Origin of the sequence: Brachybacterium equifaecis (genome assembly GCF_023509525.1) — a bacterium.
In the GTDB taxonomy this organism is placed as follows: domain Bacteria; phylum Actinomycetota; class Actinomycetes; order Actinomycetales; family Dermabacteraceae; genus Brachybacterium; species Brachybacterium equifaecis.
Genome location: NZ_JAKNCJ010000002.1, coordinates 226,206 through 247,164, shown reverse-complemented (window position 1 = coordinate 247,164; position 20,959 = coordinate 226,206). Strand labels below are relative to the sequence as shown.

Annotated in this window: 22 protein-coding genes and 2 pseudogenes; 14 read left to right on the top strand and 10 right to left on the bottom strand. The window is 70.3% G+C overall.

All coding sequences use genetic code 11. The features are described from left to right. Positions 1-162 precede the first annotated feature (162 nt). The 4 genes and pseudogenes from Bequi_RS05615 to Bequi_RS05600 form a co-directional block, all read left to right on the top strand. Positions 163-261, top strand: coding sequence for a 30S ribosomal protein bS22 (locus Bequi_RS05615; RefSeq protein WP_009882927.1), 99 nt, complete (start codon positions 163-165; stop codon positions 259-261). A 321-nt stretch (positions 262-582) separates the two neighbouring features. Next, positions 583-1,142 (top strand): annotated as a pseudogene (locus Bequi_RS05610) (transposase); the annotation flags it as partial. A 118-nt stretch (positions 1,143-1,260) separates the two neighbouring features. Beyond that, positions 1,261-2,361 (top strand): IS30 family transposase, encoded by a 1,101-nt coding sequence (locus Bequi_RS05605; RefSeq protein WP_249736981.1) that lies wholly within the window; start codon positions 1,261-1,263, stop codon positions 2,359-2,361. Positions 2,362-2,388: 27 nt separating this feature from the next. After that, a pseudogene (locus Bequi_RS05600) lies at positions 2,389-2,922 on the top strand (IS30 family transposase); the annotation flags it as partial. 486 nt (positions 2,923-3,408) lie between these two features. Here the strand turns inward: Bequi_RS05600 and Bequi_RS05595 are convergent. Beyond that, on the bottom strand, positions 3,409-4,440 hold the full coding sequence (locus Bequi_RS05595) for a GlxA family transcriptional regulator (RefSeq protein WP_249736979.1): 1,032 nt from the start codon (positions 4,438-4,440) through the stop codon (positions 3,409-3,411). On the opposite strand from Bequi_RS05595, the gene Bequi_RS05590 reads away from it, so the two are divergent. The 3 genes from Bequi_RS05590 to Bequi_RS05580 all read left to right on the top strand — a co-directional run bounded on the left by Bequi_RS05590 (position 4,428) and on the right by Bequi_RS05580 (position 6,909). After that, entirely contained in the window at positions 4,428-5,456 is a 1,029-nt protein-coding gene (locus tag Bequi_RS05590; RefSeq protein WP_347271973.1) for an NADP-dependent oxidoreductase, read from the top strand. The genes Bequi_RS05595 and Bequi_RS05590 overlap by 13 nt on opposite strands. Next, complete coding sequence (locus tag Bequi_RS05585; RefSeq protein ID WP_249736977.1) at positions 5,453-5,860, top strand: nuclear transport factor 2 family protein; 408 nt, start codon at positions 5,453-5,455, stop codon at positions 5,858-5,860. Before Bequi_RS05590 ends, Bequi_RS05585 begins: the two co-directional genes overlap by 4 nt. 62 nt (positions 5,861-5,922) lie before the next feature. After that, positions 5,923-6,909 carry an IS481 family transposase gene (locus Bequi_RS05580; RefSeq protein ID WP_249736976.1) on the top strand — a complete coding sequence of 329 codons (987 nt, stop codon included), beginning with the start codon at positions 5,923-5,925 and terminating at the stop codon, positions 6,907-6,909. Here Bequi_RS05580 and Bequi_RS05575 read toward each other — a convergent pair. Both Bequi_RS05575 and Bequi_RS05570 read right to left on the bottom strand, forming a co-directional pair. Continuing rightward, positions 6,906-7,253: a glutaredoxin family protein gene (locus Bequi_RS05575; protein WP_249736975.1), complete on the bottom strand. Its 348-nt coding sequence runs from the start codon at positions 7,251-7,253 to the stop codon at positions 6,906-6,908. The two genes, Bequi_RS05580 and Bequi_RS05575, sit on opposite strands and share 4 nt — an antisense overlap. A 176-nt stretch (positions 7,254-7,429) precedes the next feature. Then, positions 7,430-7,972: a YceI family protein gene (locus Bequi_RS05570; RefSeq protein ID WP_249736974.1), complete on the bottom strand. Its 543-nt coding sequence runs from the start codon at positions 7,970-7,972 to the stop codon at positions 7,430-7,432. Between the two features lie 141 nt (positions 7,973-8,113). On the opposite strand from Bequi_RS05570, the gene Bequi_RS05565 reads away from it, so the two are divergent. From Bequi_RS05565 to ccsB, 6 genes are all read left to right on the top strand, one after another. Then, the gene (locus tag Bequi_RS05565) at positions 8,114-8,701 is read left to right on the top strand and encodes a MarR family winged helix-turn-helix transcriptional regulator (RefSeq protein ID WP_249736973.1); all 588 of its coding nucleotides are present in this window, start codon (positions 8,114-8,116) and stop codon (positions 8,699-8,701) included. Between the two features lie 65 nt (positions 8,702-8,766). Further along, positions 8,767-9,414 (top strand): histidine phosphatase family protein, encoded by a 648-nt coding sequence (locus Bequi_RS05560; protein ID WP_249736972.1) that lies wholly within the window; start codon positions 8,767-8,769, stop codon positions 9,412-9,414. Further along, the gene (locus tag Bequi_RS05555; protein ID WP_249736971.1) at positions 9,411-10,031 is read left to right on the top strand and encodes a TlpA family protein disulfide reductase; all 621 of its coding nucleotides are present in this window, start codon (positions 9,411-9,413) and stop codon (positions 10,029-10,031) included. Before Bequi_RS05560 ends, Bequi_RS05555 begins: the two co-directional genes overlap by 4 nt. Positions 10,032-10,042: 11 nt before the next feature. Further along, positions 10,043-10,888 carry a cytochrome c biogenesis CcdA family protein gene (locus Bequi_RS05550; RefSeq protein ID WP_430623100.1) on the top strand — a complete coding sequence of 282 codons (846 nt, stop codon included), beginning with the start codon at positions 10,043-10,045 and terminating at the stop codon, positions 10,886-10,888. After that, positions 10,888-12,669, top strand: a complete 1,782-nt coding sequence (gene resB, locus Bequi_RS05545) for a cytochrome c biogenesis protein ResB (RefSeq protein WP_249736969.1) — start codon at positions 10,888-10,890, stop codon at positions 12,667-12,669. Before Bequi_RS05550 ends, resB begins: the two co-directional genes overlap by 1 nt. Then, positions 12,666-13,799, top strand: coding sequence for a c-type cytochrome biogenesis protein CcsB (ccsB, locus tag Bequi_RS05540; RefSeq protein ID WP_249736968.1), 1,134 nt, complete (start codon positions 12,666-12,668; stop codon positions 13,797-13,799). The genes resB and ccsB overlap by 4 nt, the downstream gene beginning before the upstream one ends. 438 nt (positions 13,800-14,237) lie before the next feature. Here ccsB and Bequi_RS05535 read toward each other — a convergent pair whose 3' ends face one another. From Bequi_RS05535 to Bequi_RS05525, 3 genes are all read right to left on the bottom strand, one after another. After that, positions 14,238-15,044 carry a dienelactone hydrolase family protein gene (locus Bequi_RS05535; RefSeq protein ID WP_249736967.1) on the bottom strand — a complete coding sequence of 269 codons (807 nt, stop codon included), beginning with the start codon at positions 15,042-15,044 and terminating at the stop codon, positions 14,238-14,240. Between the two features lie 163 nt (positions 15,045-15,207). Beyond that, positions 15,208-15,756 carry a PLD nuclease N-terminal domain-containing protein gene (locus Bequi_RS05530; RefSeq protein WP_249736966.1) on the bottom strand — a complete coding sequence of 183 codons (549 nt, stop codon included), beginning with the start codon at positions 15,754-15,756 and terminating at the stop codon, positions 15,208-15,210. A gap of 101 nt (positions 15,757-15,857) precedes the next feature. Beyond that, positions 15,858-16,601 carry a GTP pyrophosphokinase gene (locus Bequi_RS05525; RefSeq protein ID WP_249736965.1) on the bottom strand — a complete coding sequence of 248 codons (744 nt, stop codon included), beginning with the start codon at positions 16,599-16,601 and terminating at the stop codon, positions 15,858-15,860. 58 nt (positions 16,602-16,659) lie between these two features. On the opposite strand from Bequi_RS05525, the gene Bequi_RS05520 reads away from it, so the two are divergent. Further along, positions 16,660-16,932 carry a DUF4229 domain-containing protein gene (locus Bequi_RS05520; protein ID WP_249736964.1) on the top strand — a complete coding sequence of 91 codons (273 nt, stop codon included), beginning with the start codon at positions 16,660-16,662 and terminating at the stop codon, positions 16,930-16,932. Between the two features lie 15 nt (positions 16,933-16,947). On the opposite strand, the gene Bequi_RS05515 is transcribed toward Bequi_RS05520, so the two are convergent. The 4 genes from Bequi_RS05515 to Bequi_RS05500 form a co-directional block, all read right to left on the bottom strand. Then, positions 16,948-17,829: a 1,4-dihydroxy-2-naphthoate polyprenyltransferase gene (locus Bequi_RS05515; protein WP_249736963.1), complete on the bottom strand. Its 882-nt coding sequence runs from the start codon at positions 17,827-17,829 to the stop codon at positions 16,948-16,950. 85 nt (positions 17,830-17,914) lie between these two features. After that, positions 17,915-19,255, bottom strand: coding sequence for an AMP-binding protein (locus Bequi_RS05510; RefSeq protein ID WP_249736962.1), 1,341 nt, complete (start codon positions 19,253-19,255; stop codon positions 17,915-17,917). Further along, positions 19,252-20,235: a 1,4-dihydroxy-2-naphthoyl-CoA synthase gene (locus Bequi_RS05505; RefSeq protein WP_249736961.1), complete on the bottom strand. Its 984-nt coding sequence runs from the start codon at positions 20,233-20,235 to the stop codon at positions 19,252-19,254. The genes Bequi_RS05510 and Bequi_RS05505 overlap by 4 nt, the downstream gene beginning before the upstream one ends. 52 nt (positions 20,236-20,287) lie before the next feature. Beyond that, positions 20,288-20,878 carry a GNAT family N-acetyltransferase gene (locus tag Bequi_RS05500; protein ID WP_249736960.1) on the bottom strand — a complete coding sequence of 197 codons (591 nt, stop codon included), beginning with the start codon at positions 20,876-20,878 and terminating at the stop codon, positions 20,288-20,290. Positions 20,879-20,959: the final 81 nt, after the last annotated feature.

Here is a 20,959-nt window from a genome sequence, read left to right as displayed (position 1 = left end):
CTGGACTCGTGGTGCTGCACCAGCGCGTGCGAGCATCGGGAGCCCTGCGCTCCACTCCGTGACGGAGGGCTTCCCGCTTGGGAGCACCGCCGGTGGACCGGGCCGCGTGCAGGAAACCGTCCGCGAATACGCAGACCTCGCGTCTGCAGAACAGGGGTCCCCATGGGTTCCGTGATCAAGAAGCGCCGCAAGCGCATGTCGAAGAAGAAGCACCGCAAGCAGCTTCGCAAGACGCGCCACCAGCGCCGCAACAAGAAGTGAGCCGCGCGGGCACCAGCCCGCACCCGGCTCCACCAGCACGGCCCCCGTCGGATTCCGACGGGGGCCGTGCTGCGTGCGGGGGTGCGTGCAGCATCCTTGCCGGCTGTCCCGTGCCCCGCGGTGGCGGATCGAGGTGTACCTGACCGTCGGAATGGTGCCGGTGCCGGGATCGAGGTGTACCTGACCGTCGGAATCGCGGGCGCGGGTTCCAGGGGTCGTTGCAACACCTGAGCTGAGGAGAGTGTTGTGGAACGTGTTGGAAGCTCCGCATTCCGTGACCGGCCGCGTGCAGAGATCGAAGCCTTCTGGGATGCTCGCGCCATGGGAGCATCGGCCAGTCAACTCGGGGTCCAGTTCGATACCAACCACGCCACAATCGGGCGGTTTCTCGCGCGTTCAGGCGGGATCAGACCCGAAAAGTGGAAAATCTCGACCGACTTCTTACATTGGAAGAGCGGTTCCAAATCAAGGAAATGCTAATCGAGGGTGCTTCGATCCGAAGTATCGCTGCAACAATCGGTCGCGCGCCCTCGACGATATCTCGTGAGATCAAGCGAGGCTCACCTCTTGGGCATCGCGCCGGTTATCAGGCTCTGAAGAGTCATCGGATTGCGGTTGCGAACCGTGAGCGCCCCAAACCTTTGAAGATCACTTCGGACCCCGCCCTTCTCGCCGCCGTGCAGAAAGGTCTCAATGAGAAGCTCTCTCCCGAGCAGATTGTGGGACGCTTGCGGTATGAGCATCCTGATGATCCGGCCTGGCGCGTGAGCCACGAGACTATCTACAAGACCATCTATCTGCAGGCCCGAGGCGGTCTCAAGCGTGAGCTGCAGGCACTGACACGCACGGGCCGCACGATCCGCCATACGAAGCGGCGCCGCGGGTTCTAGGGGTCGGTGCAACACCTGAGCTGAGGAGGGTGTTGTGGGAAGTGTTCGTGGAGTGGGTCTTCGTGATCGGTCGAGGACGCAGATCGAGGCGTTCTGGGATGCTCGGGGGATGGGAGCGACGAGCAGGCAACTGGCGGAGCAGTTCGGAACGAGTCACGTCTCGGTCGGAAGGTTCCTTGAACACACCGGAGGCATGAAGCCTCGGAAGTGGAAGGACCCTGATCGTCTCCTCACACTGGAGGAGCGATTCAAGATCAAGGAGATGCTGATCGAGGGCGCTTCTATGCGTTCGATAGCCAGCGCAATCGGGCGGGCGCCGTCGACGGTCTCCCGCGAAATCGCGCGAGGTTCCGCGCGTGGAACTCGCAGTCGCTATAGCCCCCTGAGAGGGCAGCGAGCCTCGGCAGAGAAGCGACGGCGCCCGAAGCCGTTGAAGATCTCGTCCGATCCTGGACTGCTCGCCGCGGTGCAGGCCGGAATCGACGAGAAGCTCTCTCCGGAGCAGATCGTGGGACGCTTGCGTCGTGAGCATCCTGACGATCCGGCCTGGCACGTGAGCCACGAGACGATCTACAAGACGATCTATCTGCAGGCCCGAGGCGGCCTTAAGAGAGACCTGCAGGCCCTGACGCGCACGGGCCGGACGATCCGCTGGTCCCAGCGCCGGCCTGACGAGCGGCGCGGACGGATCCGCGACATGGTCTCGATCTGGGATCGCCCGGAAGAGGCCCTGGACCGCAGCATTCCCGGGCACTGGGAAGGAGATCTGATCGTCGGGAAAGACGGCGCATCCGCGATCGCGACGATCGTGGAGCGCCACTCGAACTACTTGATCCTCGTCTGGCCCGATCCGGAGAAGAACAGAATCGAAGCCACTCGCGACGGCCTCATCACCAAGCTCGCGGGCCTCCCGGAGACACTGAAGGGGACACTGACCTGGGACCAGGGAAGAGAAATGGCGCAGCACAAGGCAGTCAGCGTGGCGACGGGAATCGACGTGTTCTTCGCCGATCCGCATTCACCCTGGCAACGCGCGACCAACGAGAACACCAACGGTCTTCTGCGGCAGTACTTCCCCAAAGGGACTGATCTGAAGGGCTTCACGCAGACCGATCTGGACTTCGTCGCCGACCAGATGAACCGCCGTCCGCGCAAGCGTCTGGAATTCGCCACTCCCCATGAAGTACTCTCCGAGCATCTGTTGCGATGACTCATTGAATCCGCCCGCCCAGATGAGCGCCGCGGGAGGCTTCGCGACGTGGTCTCGATCTGGGACCGGCCCGTGGAAGCCCTGGACCGCGGCATACCGGGGCACTGGGAAGGGGATCTGATCGTAGGGAGGAATGGCGGTTCAGCAATAGGGACTGTTGTGGAGCGACACTCGACCTATCTGGTTCTCGTCTGGCTGGACCCCGAAAAGAGCCGTGTCGAAGCGACCCGTGACGGACTGATCGCCAAACTGACAGAGCTCCCGGAAACGCTCGAGCAGACGCTAACATGGGATCGGGGGACAGAGATGGCGCAACATAGAGCGGTGAGTATTGCGACGGGGCTCGATGTGTTCTTCGCCGATCCACATTCTCCATGGCAGCGCGCCACGAATGAAAACACCAATGGTTTGCTGCGGCAGTACTTCCCGAAAGGGACGAGTCTCGATGGCTTCGCGCAGGCGGACCTAGATTTCGTTGCTGACCAGATGAACCGTCGGCCGCGGAAGCGCCTGGGGTTCCGGACTCCCTACGAGGTACTCTCGGAGCACCTGTTGCAGTGACCCCTTGAATCCGCCGGGTCCTTTCCGACGGCCACGTACACCTCGATCTGACGGTGGCTGCGGGATCCGCCCGGAGAGCGTGCGCACCGATCGGGGTGCGCTTAAGTGTCGGAATGCGGCTGCGCACCGGATCGAGGCGCGTCTGGACGCCGGTATGGGGGCATCGATCCGACGTCTGCACGCACCTCGATCAGCGGTAGCCCGAGGGCGGTGCGCGAGGGATGCTGCACGGAGCGACGCGTACCTGCGCGTGGGTATCGGCCCCCCGCACGCATCGAGGCGTACGTGGCCGTCGGTATTCGACCCACGCGTGCATCGACGCGTACGGGACCGTCGGTATCCGGCATCTATCCGACGGTCAGGTACGCCTCGATCGACGCCCCGACGCCCCGACGCCCCGACGCATCGCCGCATCGCCGCCGGCAGTGTCGGCCGGCGGACTGATCTGCCGCCGCAGCACCCGTCGGGCCGACGGCGGCCGCGCCGCTAGCTGTACTGACCGGAGACGTTGGTCGAATTGCTGCCCGCGGTGAAGGAGCGGCGATAAGCCTGGGGCGTTCGTCCGACGCAGCGGGTGAAGTGGGTTCGTAGGTTGCTGGCCGTGCCGAGGCCCACCAGCTCGGCGATGCGCTCGACGGGCAGGTCTGTGGACTCGAGCAGTTCTTTGGCTCGCTGGATACGTGCAGCTGTCAGCCACTGTCCGGGGCTTGTGCCGTGCTCTCGGCGAAAGCGCCGTTCAAAGGTGCGGGTGCTCATGTGCCCCCGGTGGGCGATGTCTTCCAGCGTGTGGCGCTGGTCGAGTGTCTCCAGCAACCAGTGGACCAAGTCGTTCATCGAGGGGTCCGCAGAGCGGGGCACTGGTGTTTGGACATACTGTGCCTGCCCGCCCTCTCTGAAGGGCGCCACCACACAACTGCGGGCGACGTTGTTGGAGATCCGGACTCCGTAGTCCTGTCGGATCATGTGTAGGCACAGGTCTATGCCCGCAGCCACTCCACCCGAGGTCAAAACTCCGTCGTCCTCGATGTAGAGCGACTCCGTTTGCAGATGGGTGGAAGGGAACAGCTTGGCGAGCTGGTCAGCCAGTCGCCAGTGGGTCGTGGCCGTGCGATGGTCAAGCAGGCCCAGCTCCCCCAGAAGGAACGCTCCCGAACAGACCGCAGCGACACGGACGCCAGGTCGCACGGCTTGCCCCTGTAGCAGGAAGGGGGCCAGCGCGGATGCCATGTCGCGACGGACCAGCGGGTCGAGCAGTGCGTCGCTCGAGGCGACCACGACAGTGTCAGTCTCCTTGATCTGGTCCACACCTGGCAGGTCGACCGACACGCCGTCCTTGGTCAGGAGCGGTCCGGCGCCAGTCGGTGACGCGATCGTGACGTCGTACGCCGGCTCATCGTCTGCGGTGCGGGCCGCGCCGAATACTCGTGACGGGATCCCCACGTCGAACAGCGCGGTGCCAGGGCAGGCGATCGTGACCACATGACGCATGACGTGATCCTTGCACAATGTGTCGTTCACGCCACTCGTCTGTGGGGGCGTCCACCGACAGGCTGGTGGTCATGCACCCGTCACTTCCGCGCACCATGCTTGCCGCGATCATCCCTGCGCCCGGCGGGCGGCCTGAGTTGCGTCAATGTCCGGTTCCAGAACCCGGACCGGGCGAGGTTCTGGTCCGAGTCATGGCGTCCTCGGTCAACCCCACTGACGTCATGACTTGGCGCAGGGGCGTGTTCGTCACAGGGCAGACAGTCCCGTTCGTGGGCGGCTACGACATGTCGGGCATCGTGGTGAAGCTTGGACGCGGAGTCACGGCGCTCGACGTCGGTGATGCGGTGACCGGCATGCCTCGTTTCCCCGCACCAGCCGCAGCGTTCGCCCAGTACTCCGCTGTCCCTGCCCGCCACCTTGCACGGATCCCAACAGGCACAGAAGACCTGTCTGCAGGCGCCTGGGGGCGCTGGGCCGGACTCCCGCTCGCCGGCTTGACCGCCTATCAAGCACTGGTGGACACGGCGCACCTGCAGTCGGGGCAAACCGTCCTCGTCCATGCTGCATCCGGCGGGGTCGGGTCCCTGGCCTGTCAGCTCGCCGTGAACCTCGGTGCGCAGGTGACGGCAGTGACCAGTGATCGCGGTAGGACGTTGATCGAGGTGCTCGGGACGCGACATGTCGTTGATCGCGCGACCGTGGACTGGCAGAGGTTCGCTGGTTGTTTCGACGTCGTCCTCGACACAGTCGGCGGTGACACGACACCACGGTCCTTGGCCATGGCCTCGCCTAATGGCGTCGTGGTCGCACTCCACCCCTATGCCCACGACGACTTGGCCCAACGAGATCCACGACTTCGCCGGATGCTCGTCGAGCCTGACCATCACGCCCTGGAACTGCTCATCGAGCAGGCCGCGCGAGGGCGGCTCACCGTCCAGGTCGGCGCTGGCTACCCGCTGAGTGACCTCGGCGACGCGCTACTGCACGTCGAGACCAACAAGACCCCAGGCAAGACCATCATCCACATCCAAGGAGACAACGCATGAGCACCCGCACCACCCAGCAGACCGTCGAAGACTTCTTCTCGGCCTTCGGTGCCGGCGACCTCGACACGGTCAAGAACCTGTTCGCACCCACCATCAACTTCACCGTGCACGGGAGCCCCGCCGTCCCGTGGGCCGGCACTCGCCACACCCGCGACGAACTCGACACGTTCTTCCCCGCATTCGCCGCCCTCGGACCCGCCACCGAATACACGATCCACCAGATCGTCGTCGACGGCGACCATGCCGTCGCACTCGGCCACAACGAGTTCCCCGTCCTGGCCACCGGCAAGAGATTCTCCAACGACTTCGCCCTCCACTTCACAGTTCAGGACGGTCAGATCACCGGGTACCAGATGTACGAGGACACTTACGCGGTCGATCAGGCTTTCACCCCCACCAACTGACCCCCAAGACCCCCAGAGCCCGGCAGCTACCAGCTGCCGGGCTCTCACCATGTCGGAGAACGATGTCTCATCCCAACGCAGCACTCACACCCCGCCATCGCCTGCTCGTCGGTCGTCTCGTCGTAGACGACGGCTGGCCGATCAGCGAAGTCGCCGCCCGCTTCCAGGTCTCCTGGCCGACCGTGAAGCGTTGGGCCGACCGCTACCGGACCGGCCAGCCGATGCAGGACCGCTCCTCACGACCACACCACTCGCCCAACAAGACCAGCGCGAAGACCACCAGACGCTGCATCCAGCTCCGTCTCCGACTGCGGGAAGGACCCGTGCAGCTCGCGTGCAGGCTGGGGATCGCCCCGTCGACGGTCCACCGGATCTTGACCGACGCCCACCTGAACCGGCTTTCCCACGTCGACCGCGCTACCGGTGAGCCCGTCCGACGCTATGAGCACGACCATCCCGGCGCGATGCTCCACGTCGACGTGAAGAAGCTCGGCAACATCCCCGACGGCGGCGGCTGGCGCTATGTCGGCCGCCGGCAAGGAGAGAAGAACCGGGCAGCCACGCCGGGCAAGCCTAGGAACAAGTACCGGGACCCGTTAATGGGCAAGGCCTACGTCCACACCGTCATCGACGACCACTCCCGCGTCGCCTACGCCGAGATCCACGACGACGAAACCGCGATCACCGCCACCGCGGTCCTGGTGAGGGCTGTCGAGTGGTTCAACGCCCGCAGCGTCACCGTCGAACGGGTCCTCTCAGACAATGGCGGCGCCTACAAGTCGCACCTGTGGCGAGACACCTGCGTTGAGCTCGGGATCAAGCACAAGCGCACCCGTCCGTATCGGCCGCAGACCAACGGGAAGATCGAACGCTTCCACCGCACTCTGGCCGACGGTTGGGCCTACGCCCGCTGCTACACCTCCGAGGACGAACGCCGGGGCGAGCTGGAGGGCTGGCTGCACTACTACAACCACCACCGACCCCACACGGCCTGCGGGGACCAGCCGCCCTTCTCACGATTGACCAACGTCCCCGGTCAGTACAGCTAGCGCCGCAGCAGCCGCCCGAGCCACGTGGCGGGCCGGGCGCCGCCGCGCCCGCGGACCGCGCCTCGGGCGAGCGCACGGCGGAGCTCGTCGGCGTCGACCTCGTAGCGGGAGAGAACCGCGCCGTCCACGGCGATCACGGGCACGTGGTCGTTCCAGTCCTCGCGCAGCGCGGGCTCGGCGTCGATGTCGCGCACCTCCACGACGGTGCCGGCGCGGTCGGCCTCGGCGCGGACCGTCGGCAGGGCGACGTCGCAGAGGTGGCAGCCCTCGCGCGTGAGGTACACGATGCGGGCATCGGGGTCGCGGGGCTGCGGGGGAGCGGGGAGATCAGCGGGAGTGGTCACGCCGACCAGGGTATGCGGCCGGTGTGGACGCGGCGGGCCGCGCCGTCCCGCTCGGGGGCTTCGGGAGCGCGGAACGGGCCGCCCACCCGGAGGTGGACGGCCCGTTCAGTGCGGCAGGAGCGGCAGCCGCGCGGGGCGCTCCTGCGCTCGTGCGGCACGTGGCCGCGGGGGAGGTGTCAGGCCGCGGCCGGAGCCACGAACTCTGCCTCGATGGTGATGGTCACGGCGTCGGCCACGAGCACGCCGCCGGCCTCGAGGGCGGCGTTCCAGGTGAGGCCGAAGTCCTTGCGGGAGATCTTCGTGCTCGCGGAGAAGCCCGCGCGGTAGGTGCCGAAGGGATCGGTGGCCGCGCCCTCGTACTCCCAGTCGAGCTCGACGGGCTTGGTCACGCCGTGCAGGGTGAGGTCGCCCGTGATGGTGTCCTTGCTCACCGCGGTGGTGGTGAAGCGGATCTCGGGGTTGTTCGCGGCGTCGAAGAAGTCGGCCGAGCGCAGGTGGTTGTCGCGGTCCTCGTTGCCGGTGGTGATCGAGGCGGTCTGCAGGGTCGCGTCGAAGCGGAGATCCTCGAGCGACTGGCCGACGTTCAGCGTGCCCTCGAGCTCGGAGAAGTGGCCGCGCGCCTTGGAGATTCCGGCGTGACGGACGGTGAAGGCTGCGCTGGAGTGCGCGGCGTCCAGGTTCCAGGTGCCAGGGGTGAGGCCCTCGGGAAGGTTTGTCATGATGTGTCTCCTAGGTGTCGTCGTGCCCGGTCAGGGGCTGTTCCTCGGGTCGCGGACCATGTCGTGCGAACCTCGTGATTAAAAGTTAAACTACGATGGAGGCTGGTCGCAAGCCCCCTGCGGCCCCGAGAGGAGAATGTGATGCAGACGACCGACGAGGCGGAGGCCGCCGCCACCCCGAAGGCGGCGGAGACCACGGCAGGCGCCGTCGCCGCGGAGCCCCCGGCCGCCGCCCCCGCCACCGAGTGGCTCACCCCCGCAGAGCAGCAGGCGTGGCGCCGCTTCCTGTTCGGCGTGAACTTCCTGATGGAGAACGTCTCCGCGGCGCTCGAGCAGGACCCGGAGATCGACCTCTCGCTCGACGAGTACGAGATCCTCGTGCGGCTGTCGGAGTCCGAGGGCGGGCGCATCCGCATGTCGGGGCTCGCCGACCAGGTCGTCCACTCCCGCTCCCGCCTCACGCATACGATCGCGCGCCTCGAGAAGCGAGGGATCGTCGAGCGCGTGCGCTGCAGCGCCGACGGCCGCGGGCGCGAGGCCGTCCTCACCGCGGCCGGCATCGATCTGCTGCGCCGCGCGGCACCTGTGCACGTGCAGTCCGTGCGCGATCTGCTCCTGGACGTGATCGGCTCCGCGGACCTCCTCGAGCTCGGCCGGATCCTCGGCGCGACCCTGCCCGAGGACGCCCCCGTGACCCTCGGCACCTCAGGGCCTCATTCGGAGGTTTGATTGGTAGGTTGCTGGGGTTCATCCGGCCCTCGAACCGGCCCTCGACGTGCGGAGGTCTCGCACCCATGAGCTCCACCATCGTCCACCTGGTGCGCCACGGCGAGGTGCAGAACCCCGAGAAGATCCTCTACGGCCGCCTGCCGGGGTACCACCTCAGCGAGCGCGGCCGCGCCATGGCGCAGCTCGCGGCAGACCACCTCGCCCCGCGCGACATCGCGCTCGTTCGCTGCTCGCCGCTGCTGCGCGCCGAGGAGACCGCCGCCCCGATCGCCGCGGCCCATGACCTCCCCATCAGCACCGACGAGCGCCTGATCGAGTCCCGCAACCACTTCGAGGGCCAGCGCATGGGCCACGGCTCCGCGCGCTTCACCGATCCGCGCAACTGGCGCTACTTCGCGAACCCCTTCCGCCCCTCCTGGGGCGAGCCCTACCGCGAGCAGGTCGCCCGCGTGATCAGCGCCGTGCACGACGCGCGCGCCGAGGCCGAGGGCCGCGAGGCCGTGCTCGTGCTGCACCAGCTCCCGATCTGGCTGACGCGCCTCTCCGCCGAGGGCCGCCCGCTGGTGCACGACCCGCGCCGCCGCCAGTGCCGGCTGTGCTCGGTGACGAGCCTGCGGTTCGTCGGCGACCGGATCGTCGGCCTGGACTATGCCGAGCCCGCCGCCGCCCTGTATGCCGAGGCGACCGACGCGACGGGCGGGAAGCTCGTATGACGGCCGCGCTCCCGCCCGCCGCGCGCGGCCCTCTCTCGCACAGCCCCTTCTCGCGCCGCGGGCTCCTCGGGGCCGGCGCCGCGACCGCCGCGGCCCTCGCCCTCGCCGCCTGCGGCACCGACACCTCGGACCGCTACGACTCGGGCTTCGTGGCCGGCGACGGCGTCACCACCGAGATCCCCGCAGCCGACCGCTCCGAGCCCCTCGACTTCTCCGGCACGACCTACGACGGCACCGAGTTCAGCTCCGCGGACGCCCGCGGGAACGTGCTCGTGGTGAACGTCTGGTACGCCGCCTGCGCGCCCTGCCGCAAGGAGGCTCCGGACCTGAAGGCCATCGCCGAGGACTACGCCGACGAGGGCGTGCAGCTCATCGGCGTCAACGTGCGCGACGAGGCCGGCCCCGCCCAGGCCTTCGAGCAGAACTACGGCATCCCCTATCCGTCGCTGCCGGATCCGGATGCGCAGATCATGTACGCGATGCGCGGGCAGGTCGCGCCGAACGCGGTGCCCTCCACCCTCGTGCTCGACCGCGAGGGCCGCGTGGCGGCGCGCGTCTCCGGCGCGGCCGACCCCTCGATCCTGCGCGCCATGATCGACACGGTCCTGGCGGAGTGAACGGCGTGGACATCGGGCAGATCTTCTCGGCCACCGTGCTCTCGGGCTCGCTGTGGGTCGCGATCGCCGTGGCCGCCGCCGCGGGGATCGTCGCCTTCGTCTCGCCCTGCGTGCTGCCCGTCGTGCCCGGATACCTCGGCTACGTGTCCGGCCTCGCGGGCGGGGACGGGCAGGGCGCATCCACGCGCGCCGTCGGCCCCCTCGCCGGAGGCGGCGGGAAGGGCAAGGGCGGCGCGAAGGCCGACCGGGCCGCGCTGTCCACCGCGCGCCGCGTCGCCGGCAGCGGGCGCATGGCGCTCGGGGCGGTGCTGTTCGTCGCGGGCCTCGCCGCGGTGTTCGTCGTGCTCGGCGGGTTCGTCGGCGCCTTCGGCCATCTGCTGCAGGCCCACGCCGTGTGGGTGAACCGCATCTCCGGGGCGCTCGTGATCGCGATGGGCCTGATCTTCCTCGGCGTCATCCCGGGCCTCAGCGGCGAGAAGCGCATCCGCACGCTCCCCGACGCGGGACTGTGGGGCGCTCCGCTCATGGGCATGGTGTTCGGGTTCTCCTGGACTCCCTGCATCGGGCCGACGTATGCCGCGGTCCTCGCCCTCTCGCTCGACGGCGCCTCGCCCCTGCGCGGCGCGATCCTCGCGCTCGCCTACTCCCTCGGACTGGGCATCCCGTTCGTCCTGTTCGCGCTGCTGTTCCAGAAGGCGCTGGGCGCGAGCCGCTTCCTCGCCCGGCACCGCCGCACGATCTCCGTGCTCAGCGGTGCCCTGCTGATCGTGATCGGGGTGCTGCTGCTGACGGGCCAGTGGAGCGCCTGGATGATGCAGATCCAGTCGAGCCTCGGCACGTTCGAGACGGTGGTGTGATGGCGCGAGAGGACTCCCGCAAGAGCCGGCGCAGCGAGCAGGGGCGGGGCGAGACCGGCTCTCAGAGCCTGAGCTCGGCCGACGATCGCCAGGCCCCGCAGCGCTCCTCCGCGACCCTGCCCGCGCTCGGCGCAAAGGGGATGGCGCTGTTCCTGTGGCGGCAGCTGACGAGCATGCAGACCGCCCTGCTGCTGCTGATGCTGCTCGCGATCGCCGCGATCCCCGGCTCGGTGTACCCGCAGCGCAATGTGAACGCGCAGATCACCGAGGCGTACATCGCAGAGCACGGCCGCACCGCCGAGATCATGGACGCCGTCGGCCTGTTCGACGTGTTCTCCTCGCCGTGGTTCTCGGCGATCTACCTGCTGCTGTTCGTCTCGCTCGTGGGCTGCGTGATCCCGCGCCTGCTGGTGCACCTGCGCCAGATCCGCTCGCGCCCCCCGCGCACCCCCGCGCGGCTCACCCGCTTCACCGGGTACACGCGCGTCGAGCTGCCGTCGGCCGACGCCGACGCGATCGCCGAGCAGGCCCGGCGCACCCTGCGCCGCGGCAGGTACCGCACCGACGCCCTGGAGGAAGGGGCGGGCGCGCGCTCGGTCACGGCGGAGCGCGGCTACCTGCGCGAGACCGGCAACCTGATCTTCCACGTCGCCCTGCTCGGGGTGCTCGTGGGCGTCGCCGGCGGCGGGCTCACGCAGTACCGCGGGCAGATCACGGTCATCGAGGGCGCCGGGTTCTCGAACTCCCTGACGCAGTACGACTCCTTCGAGTCGGGCGCCTGGTACAAGCCGGGGGAGCTGCCCCCGTTCCAGTTCACCCTGGACGAGTTCCGCGCCGAGTTCGACACGACGCCCAACGAGCACCGCTTCGGCCAGCCCCTGCTCTTCGAGGCCGACGTCACCGCCACCTCCCCCGAGACCGGCACCTTCGCGCAGACCCTCCGGGTCAACGAGCCCCTGCACATCGGCGGCCAGTCGATGTTCCTGCTCGGCAACGGCTACGCCCCCGAGATCACCGTGCGCGACCCCGAGGGGAACGTCGTCGCGCAGGGCCCGATCATCACGATCCCCTCGGGCGACATGGGCTACACCTCCGCCCTCGTCCTCAAGGCGCCCGACGCGAAGCCGCAGCAGATGGCCGTGGTCGGCTTCTTCCTGCCGACGGGCGTGATCGACGAGAAGGGCCCGCACTCGCAGTTCCCGGCCCTGATCGACCCGCAGCTCGCGCTCACCGTCTACACCGGCGACCTCGGACTCGACGAGGGGATCCCGCAGAACGCCTACCAGATCGACGTCAGCTCGCTGACGCCCGTCACCGACGCGAGCGGCACGCAGTCGCTGCTGCGCCTCGCCCCCGGCCAGCAGGCGGATCTGCCCGACGGCTCCTCCGTGAGCTTCGACGGGGTGCGCCGCTACGCCGCCTTCGACATCAAGCACGACCCGTTCCAGGTGTTCACGCTGATCTCGGCGCTCTCCGCCGCGGGCGGCCTCATCCTGTCGCTGTTCATCCCGCGGCGCCGGGTCTGGGTGCGCGCGACGCCCCTGGCCGGCGGCGGCGCGGTCCTGGAGGTGGCAGGTCTCGCCCGCAGCGACGATGATGCTCTCGAGGGCGATGTGCGCGCTCTCGCCGAGAAGCTCGGCGCGCCGCCCGCCGCGCCGCCGACCGCCCGGCCGGAAGCGCCCTCGGAGGCGTCCGCGCAGGTGCCCTCGACGCCGTCTCGCCCTGCAGATCCCGCTCCTCCCGCCGCTCCCGGCACGACTCGTGAAGGACCCACCCAGTGATCAACCAGCAGCTCGCGGAGTTCTCGAACCTCCTGATCATCCTGACGGTCGTGCTGTACGTCCTCGCGCTGATCGGCTTCGGGGCCGACCTCTCCGGGGTCTCCCAGCGCCGCAGCGACGCTCGCCTGCGCTCGCGCGAGGCAGCGCGCGTGCCCGTCGGCGCGGGTGCTCCGGCGATCGGGGCCGGGGGCGGGGCGGAGGCCGGGGCGGGAGGCGGCTCCTTCGCGGCCGACGACGACGAGCGCGCGTCGGCGCTCGAGAGCCGCGACAGCGGCCCTGCGGCCGACGGGATCGCGGACGGACGCGGCGCCGAGGGAGATGCCCGCCCGGCGGGCGCTCTGACCGCGCGCGGCTTCGGCTTCGTGATGGCCGCGATCGGCGCGGTGCTCCACGTAGGCGCGATGGTGCTGCGCGGCATCGCGACCCAGCGCGTGCCGTGGGGCAACATGTACGAGTTCTCGATGACGTCGAGCGCGATGATCGTCGTGGTGTTCCTGCTGTTCGCGATCCGCCGGAAGGACCTGCGCCTGCTCGGCACGTTCGTGATCCTGCCGGTGCTCGTGCTGATGCTGATCGCGCAGACGGCCTGGATCCTGCCGGCTGCCGAGCTCACCCCCAGCCTTCAGAACTCGTACTGGGTCGTGATCCACGTGGGCATCGCGATCATCGCCACGGCCCTCTCGGGGCTCGGCGCGCTGATCGCCGTGCTCCAGCTCGTCCAGGCGCGCCACGAGCGCACCCTCGCCGCCCAGCACGCTGCAGGCGAGACCCGCCCCCAGGCCTGGGGCCGCGCGGGCGCGGTGCTCTCCCGCCTCCCCGGTGCCACGGCGCTGGAGGCCCTCTGCTTCCGCATCCACGCGCTCGCCTTCGTGTGCTGGACGTTCACGCTGATCTTCGGCGCCGTCTGGGCGAACGACGCCTGGGGCCGCTACTGGAACTGGGACCCCAAAGAGGTGTGGACCTTCGTGATCTGGGTCGTCTACGCCTGCTACCTGCACGCCCGCGCGACCCGCGGCTTCCGCGGCAGCAAGGCCGCCTGGTTCGCCCTCGCCGGCTTCGCGTGCGTGGTCATCAACTACACCGTGGTGAACCTCTGGATCAACGGGCTGCACTCCTACTCGGGGCTGTGAGCCGCTGAGGAGGTCCGGCTGGTCGGCACCCGCCGGCTGCACCCCGGGCGCGGCTGCCCACCTTCCACTGAGTCGGCGCACTCACGTTCCACCAGTGGAACGTGAGTGCGCCGACTTCTCAGGCCGAGTCTCCTCCGCCCCTGGCCCAACCTGGCGCGCCAGGTCCAACCAGACGCGCCTGGCCGGTCGGCGCGCCCCGGTCGGCCAGGCGCGCCTCGCCGGCCAGCCGGCCGGCAAAGTCCTCGGTGTGAGGGCCGGTCACGTGGACCAGTCCACGTCACCGGCTCTCACACCGAGCTTTCTGCTGGAGCCGCCGCCAGAGTTCAGCACGCGGGACGGGCGCCCTGCGGGAGGGAGGCACGTGGGACGGGCGCCGCCGCGCGAGGCACGTGGGACGGGTGCCCTGCGGGAGGGAGGCACGTGGGACGGGTGCCAGCCTCAGCCTCGGAGCGTCTCCCGCAGGAACGCGGTCGCATCGGCCCAGGCCTCGCGCGAGGCGACCGGGTGGTGGAGGCCGGGGTGCGGGTTGTCGAAGGCGTGACCCGCTCCCTCGTAGAGCTCGAAGCGCACCTGTTCGCGCTTCCCACCGGCGGTGACGGCCTCGCGGATCTGCTCCACCTGCTCCAGCGGGATGAATGCGTCGGCGGTGCCGAAGGCGTGGAAGCTCGGCACCTCGACCTCGGGGGCGAGCTCCAGCAGCCCCGGCAGCGCCGAGCCGTAGAAGCTGACGAGCGCCCGGGGCGCCCGGCCCTCGCGCGCGGCGCGGACGGCCGCTGAGAAGGCGAGACCGCCGCCGTAGCAGAAGCCCATCAGCGCGACCCGCTCCGCATCGACCTGCCCCAGCTCGCGCAGGGCCTCCAGGGCCGCGAGGGCATCGGCCTCCGCGCGGCCCCAGGGGAGCTGGGAGGTGAGGTCCATTCCGTCCTGCAGCCAGTCCTGGAAGGCCTCGTCATCCTCCCCGGTGAGGTCTCCCGGGGCCGAAGCGGGGCTGGTCTCCGGGTCGAGGATTCCGACGACCGGAGGCTCCAGCCGCGCGAAGAGCTGCGGGGCGAGGACGGCGTACCCGAGATCCGCGAGGTCCTGGCAGCGCTGCTGCACGTAGTCCGACAGCCCGAAGATCTCCTGCAGGACCACGATCCCGGGCAGATCGCCGCTCTCCTGGGCCGCGGGTGCATCCGCGGGCAGCCAGAGCAGTCCCGGGAGGTCGCCGGAATCGGTGGGGATGGTGTGCGAGGTGGCCGTCATGAGGGGAGCGTACCGGGGCAGGTCTGGCGGAGTCGGAGTTCCGGCGGAGCGCTCGGATCAGGTGGGCCGGGACTGCGCCCGAGCCGGGGACTCAGCCGCGAGGCCCCGCCGGGAAGCGGCTGGCCCGCTGGTCAGTGCCGGGGCGGCCCCGGGGGAGCGGGATTCAGCCGCGGGGCGCCGACGGGGGAGCGGCGTCCGGGTCCTCGGGCCGCGGGTGCTCGCCGACGCCCGGAACCTCGGGCCGCAGGTCCTCGCCCGTGGCCGGATCCTCGGAGGCGCCGGTCGCGCCGTCGGCGGTGTCCGCCGAGTCCGCTGCCTCCTGGGCTGCCTTCGCGCGGCGCTCGCGGCGGATGTCCTCGTCGAGCTTGCGCAGGAACTCGGGGTCCTCGTCGGGCGCGAGCGGGCCCTGTCGGCGCGAGCGGGCGGATCCGCCGGAGCGGCCGCCCCGGCGCAGCGGACCTCCCGAAGCGCTCTGGCCGGGGCGCATCCCGGCCGCGCCGTAGGGGGAGTCGTACGAGCCCCCGGCGCCGGCCTCCCGATCCTTGCCGATCAGCAGCCAGGTGATCGGCCCGATCCAGGGCACGAGCACGATGAGGATGATCCAGGCCCACTTGGGGATCCCGCGCACCTGCTCGTCGCGGCTCTGGATGCAGTCGGCCAGGGCGAAGATCGTCAGGGCGATGGAGGCGATGGCGAGGACGGCGCGCAGCATGGCCGGAGTCTACGGACGGCGCGTGGGAGCGCGCTGATGCGCGCGCGGCCGTCGGCCCTCCGTGCGGCATGCTCACCCCGCGCGCGGACGAGCCGCCCCGCTCAGGTCAGCAGCACGCGCCGCAGCTCGGACATCTGGTCGTCCAGCGCGCAGGCCGTCTCGGCGATCTCGACCATGATGCGGGAGTGCTCCTCCGGCACGCGGCCGTCGAACTTGTAGCGCAGCTCGTGCTCGGCGCTCGCCCAGAAGTCCATGGCGATCGTGCGGATCTGGATCTCCACCGGCACCTGCACGGTGCGGTCGGCGAGGAACACTGGCACCTCGACGATCAGGTGCAGGGAGCGGTAGCCGTTGGGCTTGGGAGAGGCGATGTAGTCCTTGACCTCGAGCACAGTGAGATCGCCCTGGCGCTCGAGGGCCGCGGCGACCAGCCGCACGTCGGCGACGTACGGGCAGGTGATGCGCACTCCGGCGATGTCCCGCACCTGCGCGCGGATCTGGTCGAGATCACCGGGGAGCCCGCGGGCGGCCACCTTGCGGCTCAGGGACTCCGGGGACTTCACGCGGGTCTTCACGTGCTCGATGGGGGAGATGGCGGCGGTGGCGTCGAACTGCTCGCGCAGGATGCCGACCTTCGTGGCGACCTCATCGAGGCCGAACTTGTACTCCAGGAGGAAATCCCGCACCTGGCGCTGCAGGCGCCGCATGACGTCGGCCGCGCTCTCACCCTCGGCCCCGGGGCCGGCGAGCGCGCGCAGGAACTCCTGCACCTCGGCGCTCGGGCGCCGCTCCACCAGGGCGGAGAGGTCCAGCGGCGGGGTGGCGGGGAGACGGTGGGCTGACATGCCCGGCAGTATTCCCCGCCCGCCTGGGACCGTCAGCCGCGCCCACTACGCTGGAGCGATGCGAGACCTCCTCCTCTACTCCCTGCTGCGCGTCGTGATCCTGCTGGCACTGTGGTGGGTGCTGATGCAGCTGGGATTCGGGATGCTGCTGGGCGGGGTGCTCGCGGTGCTGATCGCGATGATGCTCTCGTTCCTGCTGCTGGATCGCCCGCGCCGCCGCGCTGCGCTGCGTCTGCAGGAGGCCGACGAGGCCCGCCGCGCGCGCCGCGGCCCCGTGCGCGATGAGGACGCCGACGAGGAGGATTCCCTCCTGGACGAGCCCCGGGGCTGAGCCCGGAAGAACCTCTCAGACCGTCAGGCCGATCAGCAAGAGCAGCGAGTACACCAGCTCGAGGCGCCCGGTCGCGCCGAGCACCGGGATCAGCTCGAGGCCCTGCGCGCCGCCCCGCACGATCCGCAGCGGGATGATGGCGAGCGGCAGGGCGAGCAGCACGATGAGCACCGGCCACTGGACGACCGCGATCACGAGCGCGAGCACGAACGGCACCAGCACGCACGCCGCATACAGCAGCCGCGTGCCGCGATCCCCGAGACGCACGGGCAGGGTGTTCTTGCCGACCAGAGCGTCCTTGGGGAGGTCGCGCAGGTTGTTCGTCAGCATGATCGCGACCGCCAGCAGGCCGATCGCGAGCGACGCGAGCACCGAGACCCAGGTGATGCGCCCGGTGATCGCGTAGGCCGTGCCGTTCACGGCGACCAGGCCGAAGAACACCAGCACCATCAGCTCACCGAGGCCGAGGTAGCCGTAGGGCTTCTTCCCGCCGGTGTAGAACCAGGCGGCGGCGATCGCCGCGGCGCCGACGATCAGGGTCCACCAGATCCCGGCGATCGCGATGAGGATCAGCCCGAGCAGCCCGCCGACCGCGAGGGAGCCGATCGCGGCGCGCTTCACCGCAGCAGGGGATGCGGCTTTCGACCCGGTGAGGCGGAAGGGGCCGACGCGGTCGTCGTCCGTGCCGCGGATGCCGTCGGAGTAGTCGTTGGCGAAGTTGACGCCGATCTGCAGGGCCAGGGACACGCCGAGGGCGAGCAGGGCCCGGGGGATCACGATCCCGGCATCGAACCCGGCGTCCCAGATCGCGGCGCCCGTGCCGGCGGCGACGGGAGCGATGGCGGCGGGCAGGGTGCGGGGACGGGCGCCCTGGACCCATTGGGACAGCGTGGCCACGGTGGAGCCTTTCGACAGCAGGGAGCGGGCAGGCGCCGCCGGAATCGGCTCGCGGGAGCCGGAGGCGGGCATCCCGCTCGCAGGATCAGTCTCGCGCAGGGCCGGAGCGCTCGGAGGCGATCCGGGTGGCGGCGGACCGATCCACCTTACCGATCCCCAGCCGCGGCAGCTCCTCGACCACGTGCACGGCGCGCGGGATCTCGTGGGCGGGCACCTGCGTGGTGCGCAGCGCCGCGCGCACGAGCGCTGGGACCTCCACCGCGAGGGCCGACGGGTCCGCGACGACGAGCGCCTCGATGCGCTCGCCCCACTCGGCGTCCGGCACGCCGACGACCACCGCGTCGGTGACGACGCCGCGCAGCATGAGGGAGCGCTCGATCGCCCGCTCGACGTCCTGGGGGACGATCTTCTTCCCGCCGCTGACGATCACGTCATCGGCCCGGCCGATCACCCGCAGCGTGCCGTCGGCCGAGATCTCCGCGAGGTCGGAGGTGAGGAGGGTGCCCGCACTGCCCCCGCTTCCATCCGCACTGCCGCTCTCGCAGTCCAGCGGCGCCGCGGACCCGTCCGGCAGCAGGTACCCGGTGGCGAGGCTCGGGGCGCTGATCTGCAGGCGGCCCTCGCCGCTGGGCATCGGGAGCCGGGTCATCGCGTCGATCACCGACAGCTCCACGCCCGTCAGCGCCTGCCCGTCGTAGACGCAGCCGCCCGCGGTCTCGGAAGAGCCGTAGGTGGTGCGCACACGCGCGCGAGCGGCGCGGGCACGGCCCAGCACGTCCGGAGCGGTCGCGGCGCCGCCGACGAGCACGGCGGCGAAGCGGGAGAGCAGGCGGCGGGCCCTCAGCCCGTCGGCCGAGGCGTCGGCGACGATGCGCTGCAGCTGGGTGGGCACGAGCGACGTGAGAGCGGGCAGGCCCAGCGCCGAGGCCTCCTCGAGCGCGGGGACCGCCACGCGCACGAAAGCGGCGGAGTCGAAGTGCGCGGACAGGTTCGGCAGCAGCTCCGGCAGGGGAGCGCGCGGCAGCCCGAGCACCTGCGCCGCGCGGTGCGCGCGAGCGATGACCTGCACGCCGGCGATGTGCGTCGGCGGCAGGAAGGGGAGCCAGAAGCCGTGCCCTGCGGAATCCGGAGCGGTGCCGTCGGCCGCGAAGAGCGCGGCGGTCGCATCCTGCGAGGCGAGCAGCGTGCGCAGCAGATGGGCGACGGCCTTCGCGCGACCGGTGGAGCCGGACGTCGGCACCACCAGCGCAGTCCCCTCGAAGCCGTGCGGGAGCTCAGCCGGCGGGTCGAACGGCCCGAGCCACACGCGGCCGCGGCCCGCCATCATGTGGCCGATCGCCTCGATGTGGGAGGCGAGAGACGCGGGGGAGCCGTCCCAGGGCTGCGGCCGCAGCCAGTTCCCGTCCATCTCGGCGGGGCCGCTCATCCCTGCGGGTGCGGGAAGGCGGACCAGTCGGGGTCGCGCTTGCCGAGGAAGGCATCGCGGCCCTCGACGGCCTCGTCGGTCATGTAGGCCAGGCGCGTCGCCTCCCCGGCGAAGACCTGCTGGCCCATGAGGCCGTCGTCGGTGAGGTTGAAGGCGAACTTCAGCATGCGGATCGCCTGCGGGGACTTCGTCGCGATCGTCGCCGCCATCGCGAGCGCCTCGTCCTCGAGATCCGCGTGATCGACGACCCGGTTCACCCCGCCCCAGTCGTAGGCGTCCTGCGCGGAGTACTCCTCGGCGAGGAAGAAGATCTCGCGGGCGCGCTTCTGGCCGACCTGCTTGGCGAGATAGGCGGAGCCGTAGCCGCCGTCGAAGGAGCCGACGTTCGCGTCGGTCTGCTTGAAGCGCGCGTGCTCGCGCGAGGCGATCGAGAGGTCGGCGACGACGTGCAGGGAGTGCCCGCCGCCGGCCGCCCAGCCGTTGACGACCGCGATGACGACCTTGCCCATCGTGCGGATCAGGCGCTGCACCTCCAGGATGTGCAGGCGCCCTGCCTGGCCGGGCTGCACGCTGGAAGCTGTCTCGCCCTCGGCGTACTGGTAGCCGGAGCGGCCGCGGATGCGCTGATCGCCGCCCGAGCAGAAGGCGTGCACGCCGTCCTTCGGCGCAGGGCCGTTGCCCGTCAGCAGAATCGTGCCGACACCGGTGTCCAGTCGCGCGTGGTCCATCGCCCGGTAGAGCTCGTCGACCGTGTGCGGGCGGAAGGCGTTGCGCACCTCGGGCCGGTCGAAGGCGATGCGCACGCACGGCAGATCCCGGGGGGCCGACGGATCACTGCGGTCCACGGCGCGGTGGTAGGTGATGTCGGTGAAGGCGGGGCCCCCGAGCTCGGCCTCGCCGATCTCGCGCCAGCGCGAGGGGTCGAAGGTGTCGGAGACCTGGCGGGGGAGACGCGCATCGTGCGCGGGTGCATCAGCCATGCGTTCAGGGTATGCGGCCGCGCCGACAGACGAGACCGGTGCCCGAGGCCGCTCACGGGAGCGGAGCGCCACTGCCCGTCTGCCACGGCAGCTCCGCAGTCTCCGGCACCGGATCCTCGCGCAGCCGCCCGTAGGTGAGCACGTCGATGCGCTCGCCGTCGATGAGGAACTTCGCCCGCTCCGTGCCCTCGTGGACGAAACCCGCCGCCCGGGCGACCGCGCCGGAGGCGGGGTTGTTCACCCGGTGGCCGAGCTCGAGCCGCTCGAGCCCGAAGCCGCCCTCCTCGCCAGGACGCAGCGCCCGGTTCGCGACGGTCGCCGCAGCCCGGGCCATGAGCCCCGCTCCCCGATGCTCCGCGCGGAGCCAGTAGTGCATCCATCCCGTGCGGTTCTGCTCGTCCACGACGAGGCCGACGAGCCCGACCATGCGGTCCTCGCCATCGACGAGAGCGGTCGAGACCTGCCCCTTGCCGGTGAGCCAGGCCAGATAGGTCCGGGCAGACTCTGCATCGGTGACATCGCCCTGCCGCGCCATGTCCGGGGCGGACGCGAAGGCGTCCAGGATCGCGGCGGCCTCAGCCGCATCGTCGCGCACTGGGCGCAGCTGCCAGAAGGTATCGGCGGTGCCGCGGGGAGGAGCCATAGGACCCATTGTCCGAGGCCGGGCGCTCGAGGTCACGGAGATTTCCGCCAGCTGGGCTGACTACCCTGTCCGCATCCGCAC

What these genes read in the sequence shown, in the direction of transcription:
- Bequi_RS05615 (WP_009882927.1), top strand. Translation starts at nt 163, where the DNA reads ATGGGTTCCGTGATCAAGAAGCGCCGCAAGCGCATGTCGAAGAAGAAG.
- Bequi_RS05605 (WP_249736981.1), top strand. Translation starts at nt 1,261, where the DNA reads ATGGGAGCGACGAGCAGGCAACTGGCGGAGCAGTTCGGAACGAGTCAC.
- Bequi_RS05590 (WP_347271973.1), top strand. Translation starts at nt 4,428, where the DNA reads ATGTGTCGTTCACGCCACTCGTCTGTGGGGGCGTCCACCGACAGGCTG.
- Bequi_RS05585 (WP_249736977.1), top strand. Translation starts at nt 5,453, where the DNA reads ATGAGCACCCGCACCACCCAGCAGACCGTCGAAGACTTCTTCTCGGCC.
- Bequi_RS05580 (WP_249736976.1), top strand. Translation starts at nt 5,923, where the DNA reads ATGTCTCATCCCAACGCAGCACTCACACCCCGCCATCGCCTGCTCGTC.
- Bequi_RS05570 (WP_249736974.1), bottom strand. Translation starts at nt 7,972, where the DNA reads ATGACAAACCTTCCCGAGGGCCTCACCCCTGGCACCTGGAACCTGGAC.
- Bequi_RS05565 (WP_249736973.1), top strand. Translation starts at nt 8,114, where the DNA reads ATGCAGACGACCGACGAGGCGGAGGCCGCCGCCACCCCGAAGGCGGCG.
- Bequi_RS05560 (WP_249736972.1), top strand. Translation starts at nt 8,767, where the DNA reads ATGAGCTCCACCATCGTCCACCTGGTGCGCCACGGCGAGGTGCAGAAC.
- Bequi_RS05555 (WP_249736971.1), top strand. Translation starts at nt 9,411, where the DNA reads ATGACGGCCGCGCTCCCGCCCGCCGCGCGCGGCCCTCTCTCGCACAGC.
- resB (WP_249736969.1), top strand. Translation starts at nt 10,888, where the DNA reads ATGGCGCGAGAGGACTCCCGCAAGAGCCGGCGCAGCGAGCAGGGGCGG.
- Bequi_RS05535 (WP_249736967.1), bottom strand. Translation starts at nt 15,044, where the DNA reads ATGACGGCCACCTCGCACACCATCCCCACCGATTCCGGCGACCTCCCG.
- Bequi_RS05530 (WP_249736966.1), bottom strand. Translation starts at nt 15,756, where the DNA reads ATGCTGCGCGCCGTCCTCGCCATCGCCTCCATCGCCCTGACGATCTTC.
- Bequi_RS05525 (WP_249736965.1), bottom strand. Translation starts at nt 16,601, where the DNA reads ATGTCAGCCCACCGTCTCCCCGCCACCCCGCCGCTGGACCTCTCCGCC.
- Bequi_RS05520 (WP_249736964.1), top strand. Translation starts at nt 16,660, where the DNA reads ATGCGAGACCTCCTCCTCTACTCCCTGCTGCGCGTCGTGATCCTGCTG.
- Bequi_RS05510 (WP_249736962.1), bottom strand. Translation starts at nt 19,255, where the DNA reads ATGAGCGGCCCCGCCGAGATGGACGGGAACTGGCTGCGGCCGCAGCCC.
- Bequi_RS05505 (WP_249736961.1), bottom strand. Translation starts at nt 20,235, where the DNA reads ATGGCTGATGCACCCGCGCACGATGCGCGTCTCCCCCGCCAGGTCTCC.
- Bequi_RS05500 (WP_249736960.1), bottom strand. Translation starts at nt 20,878, where the DNA reads ATGGCTCCTCCCCGCGGCACCGCCGATACCTTCTGGCAGCTGCGCCCA.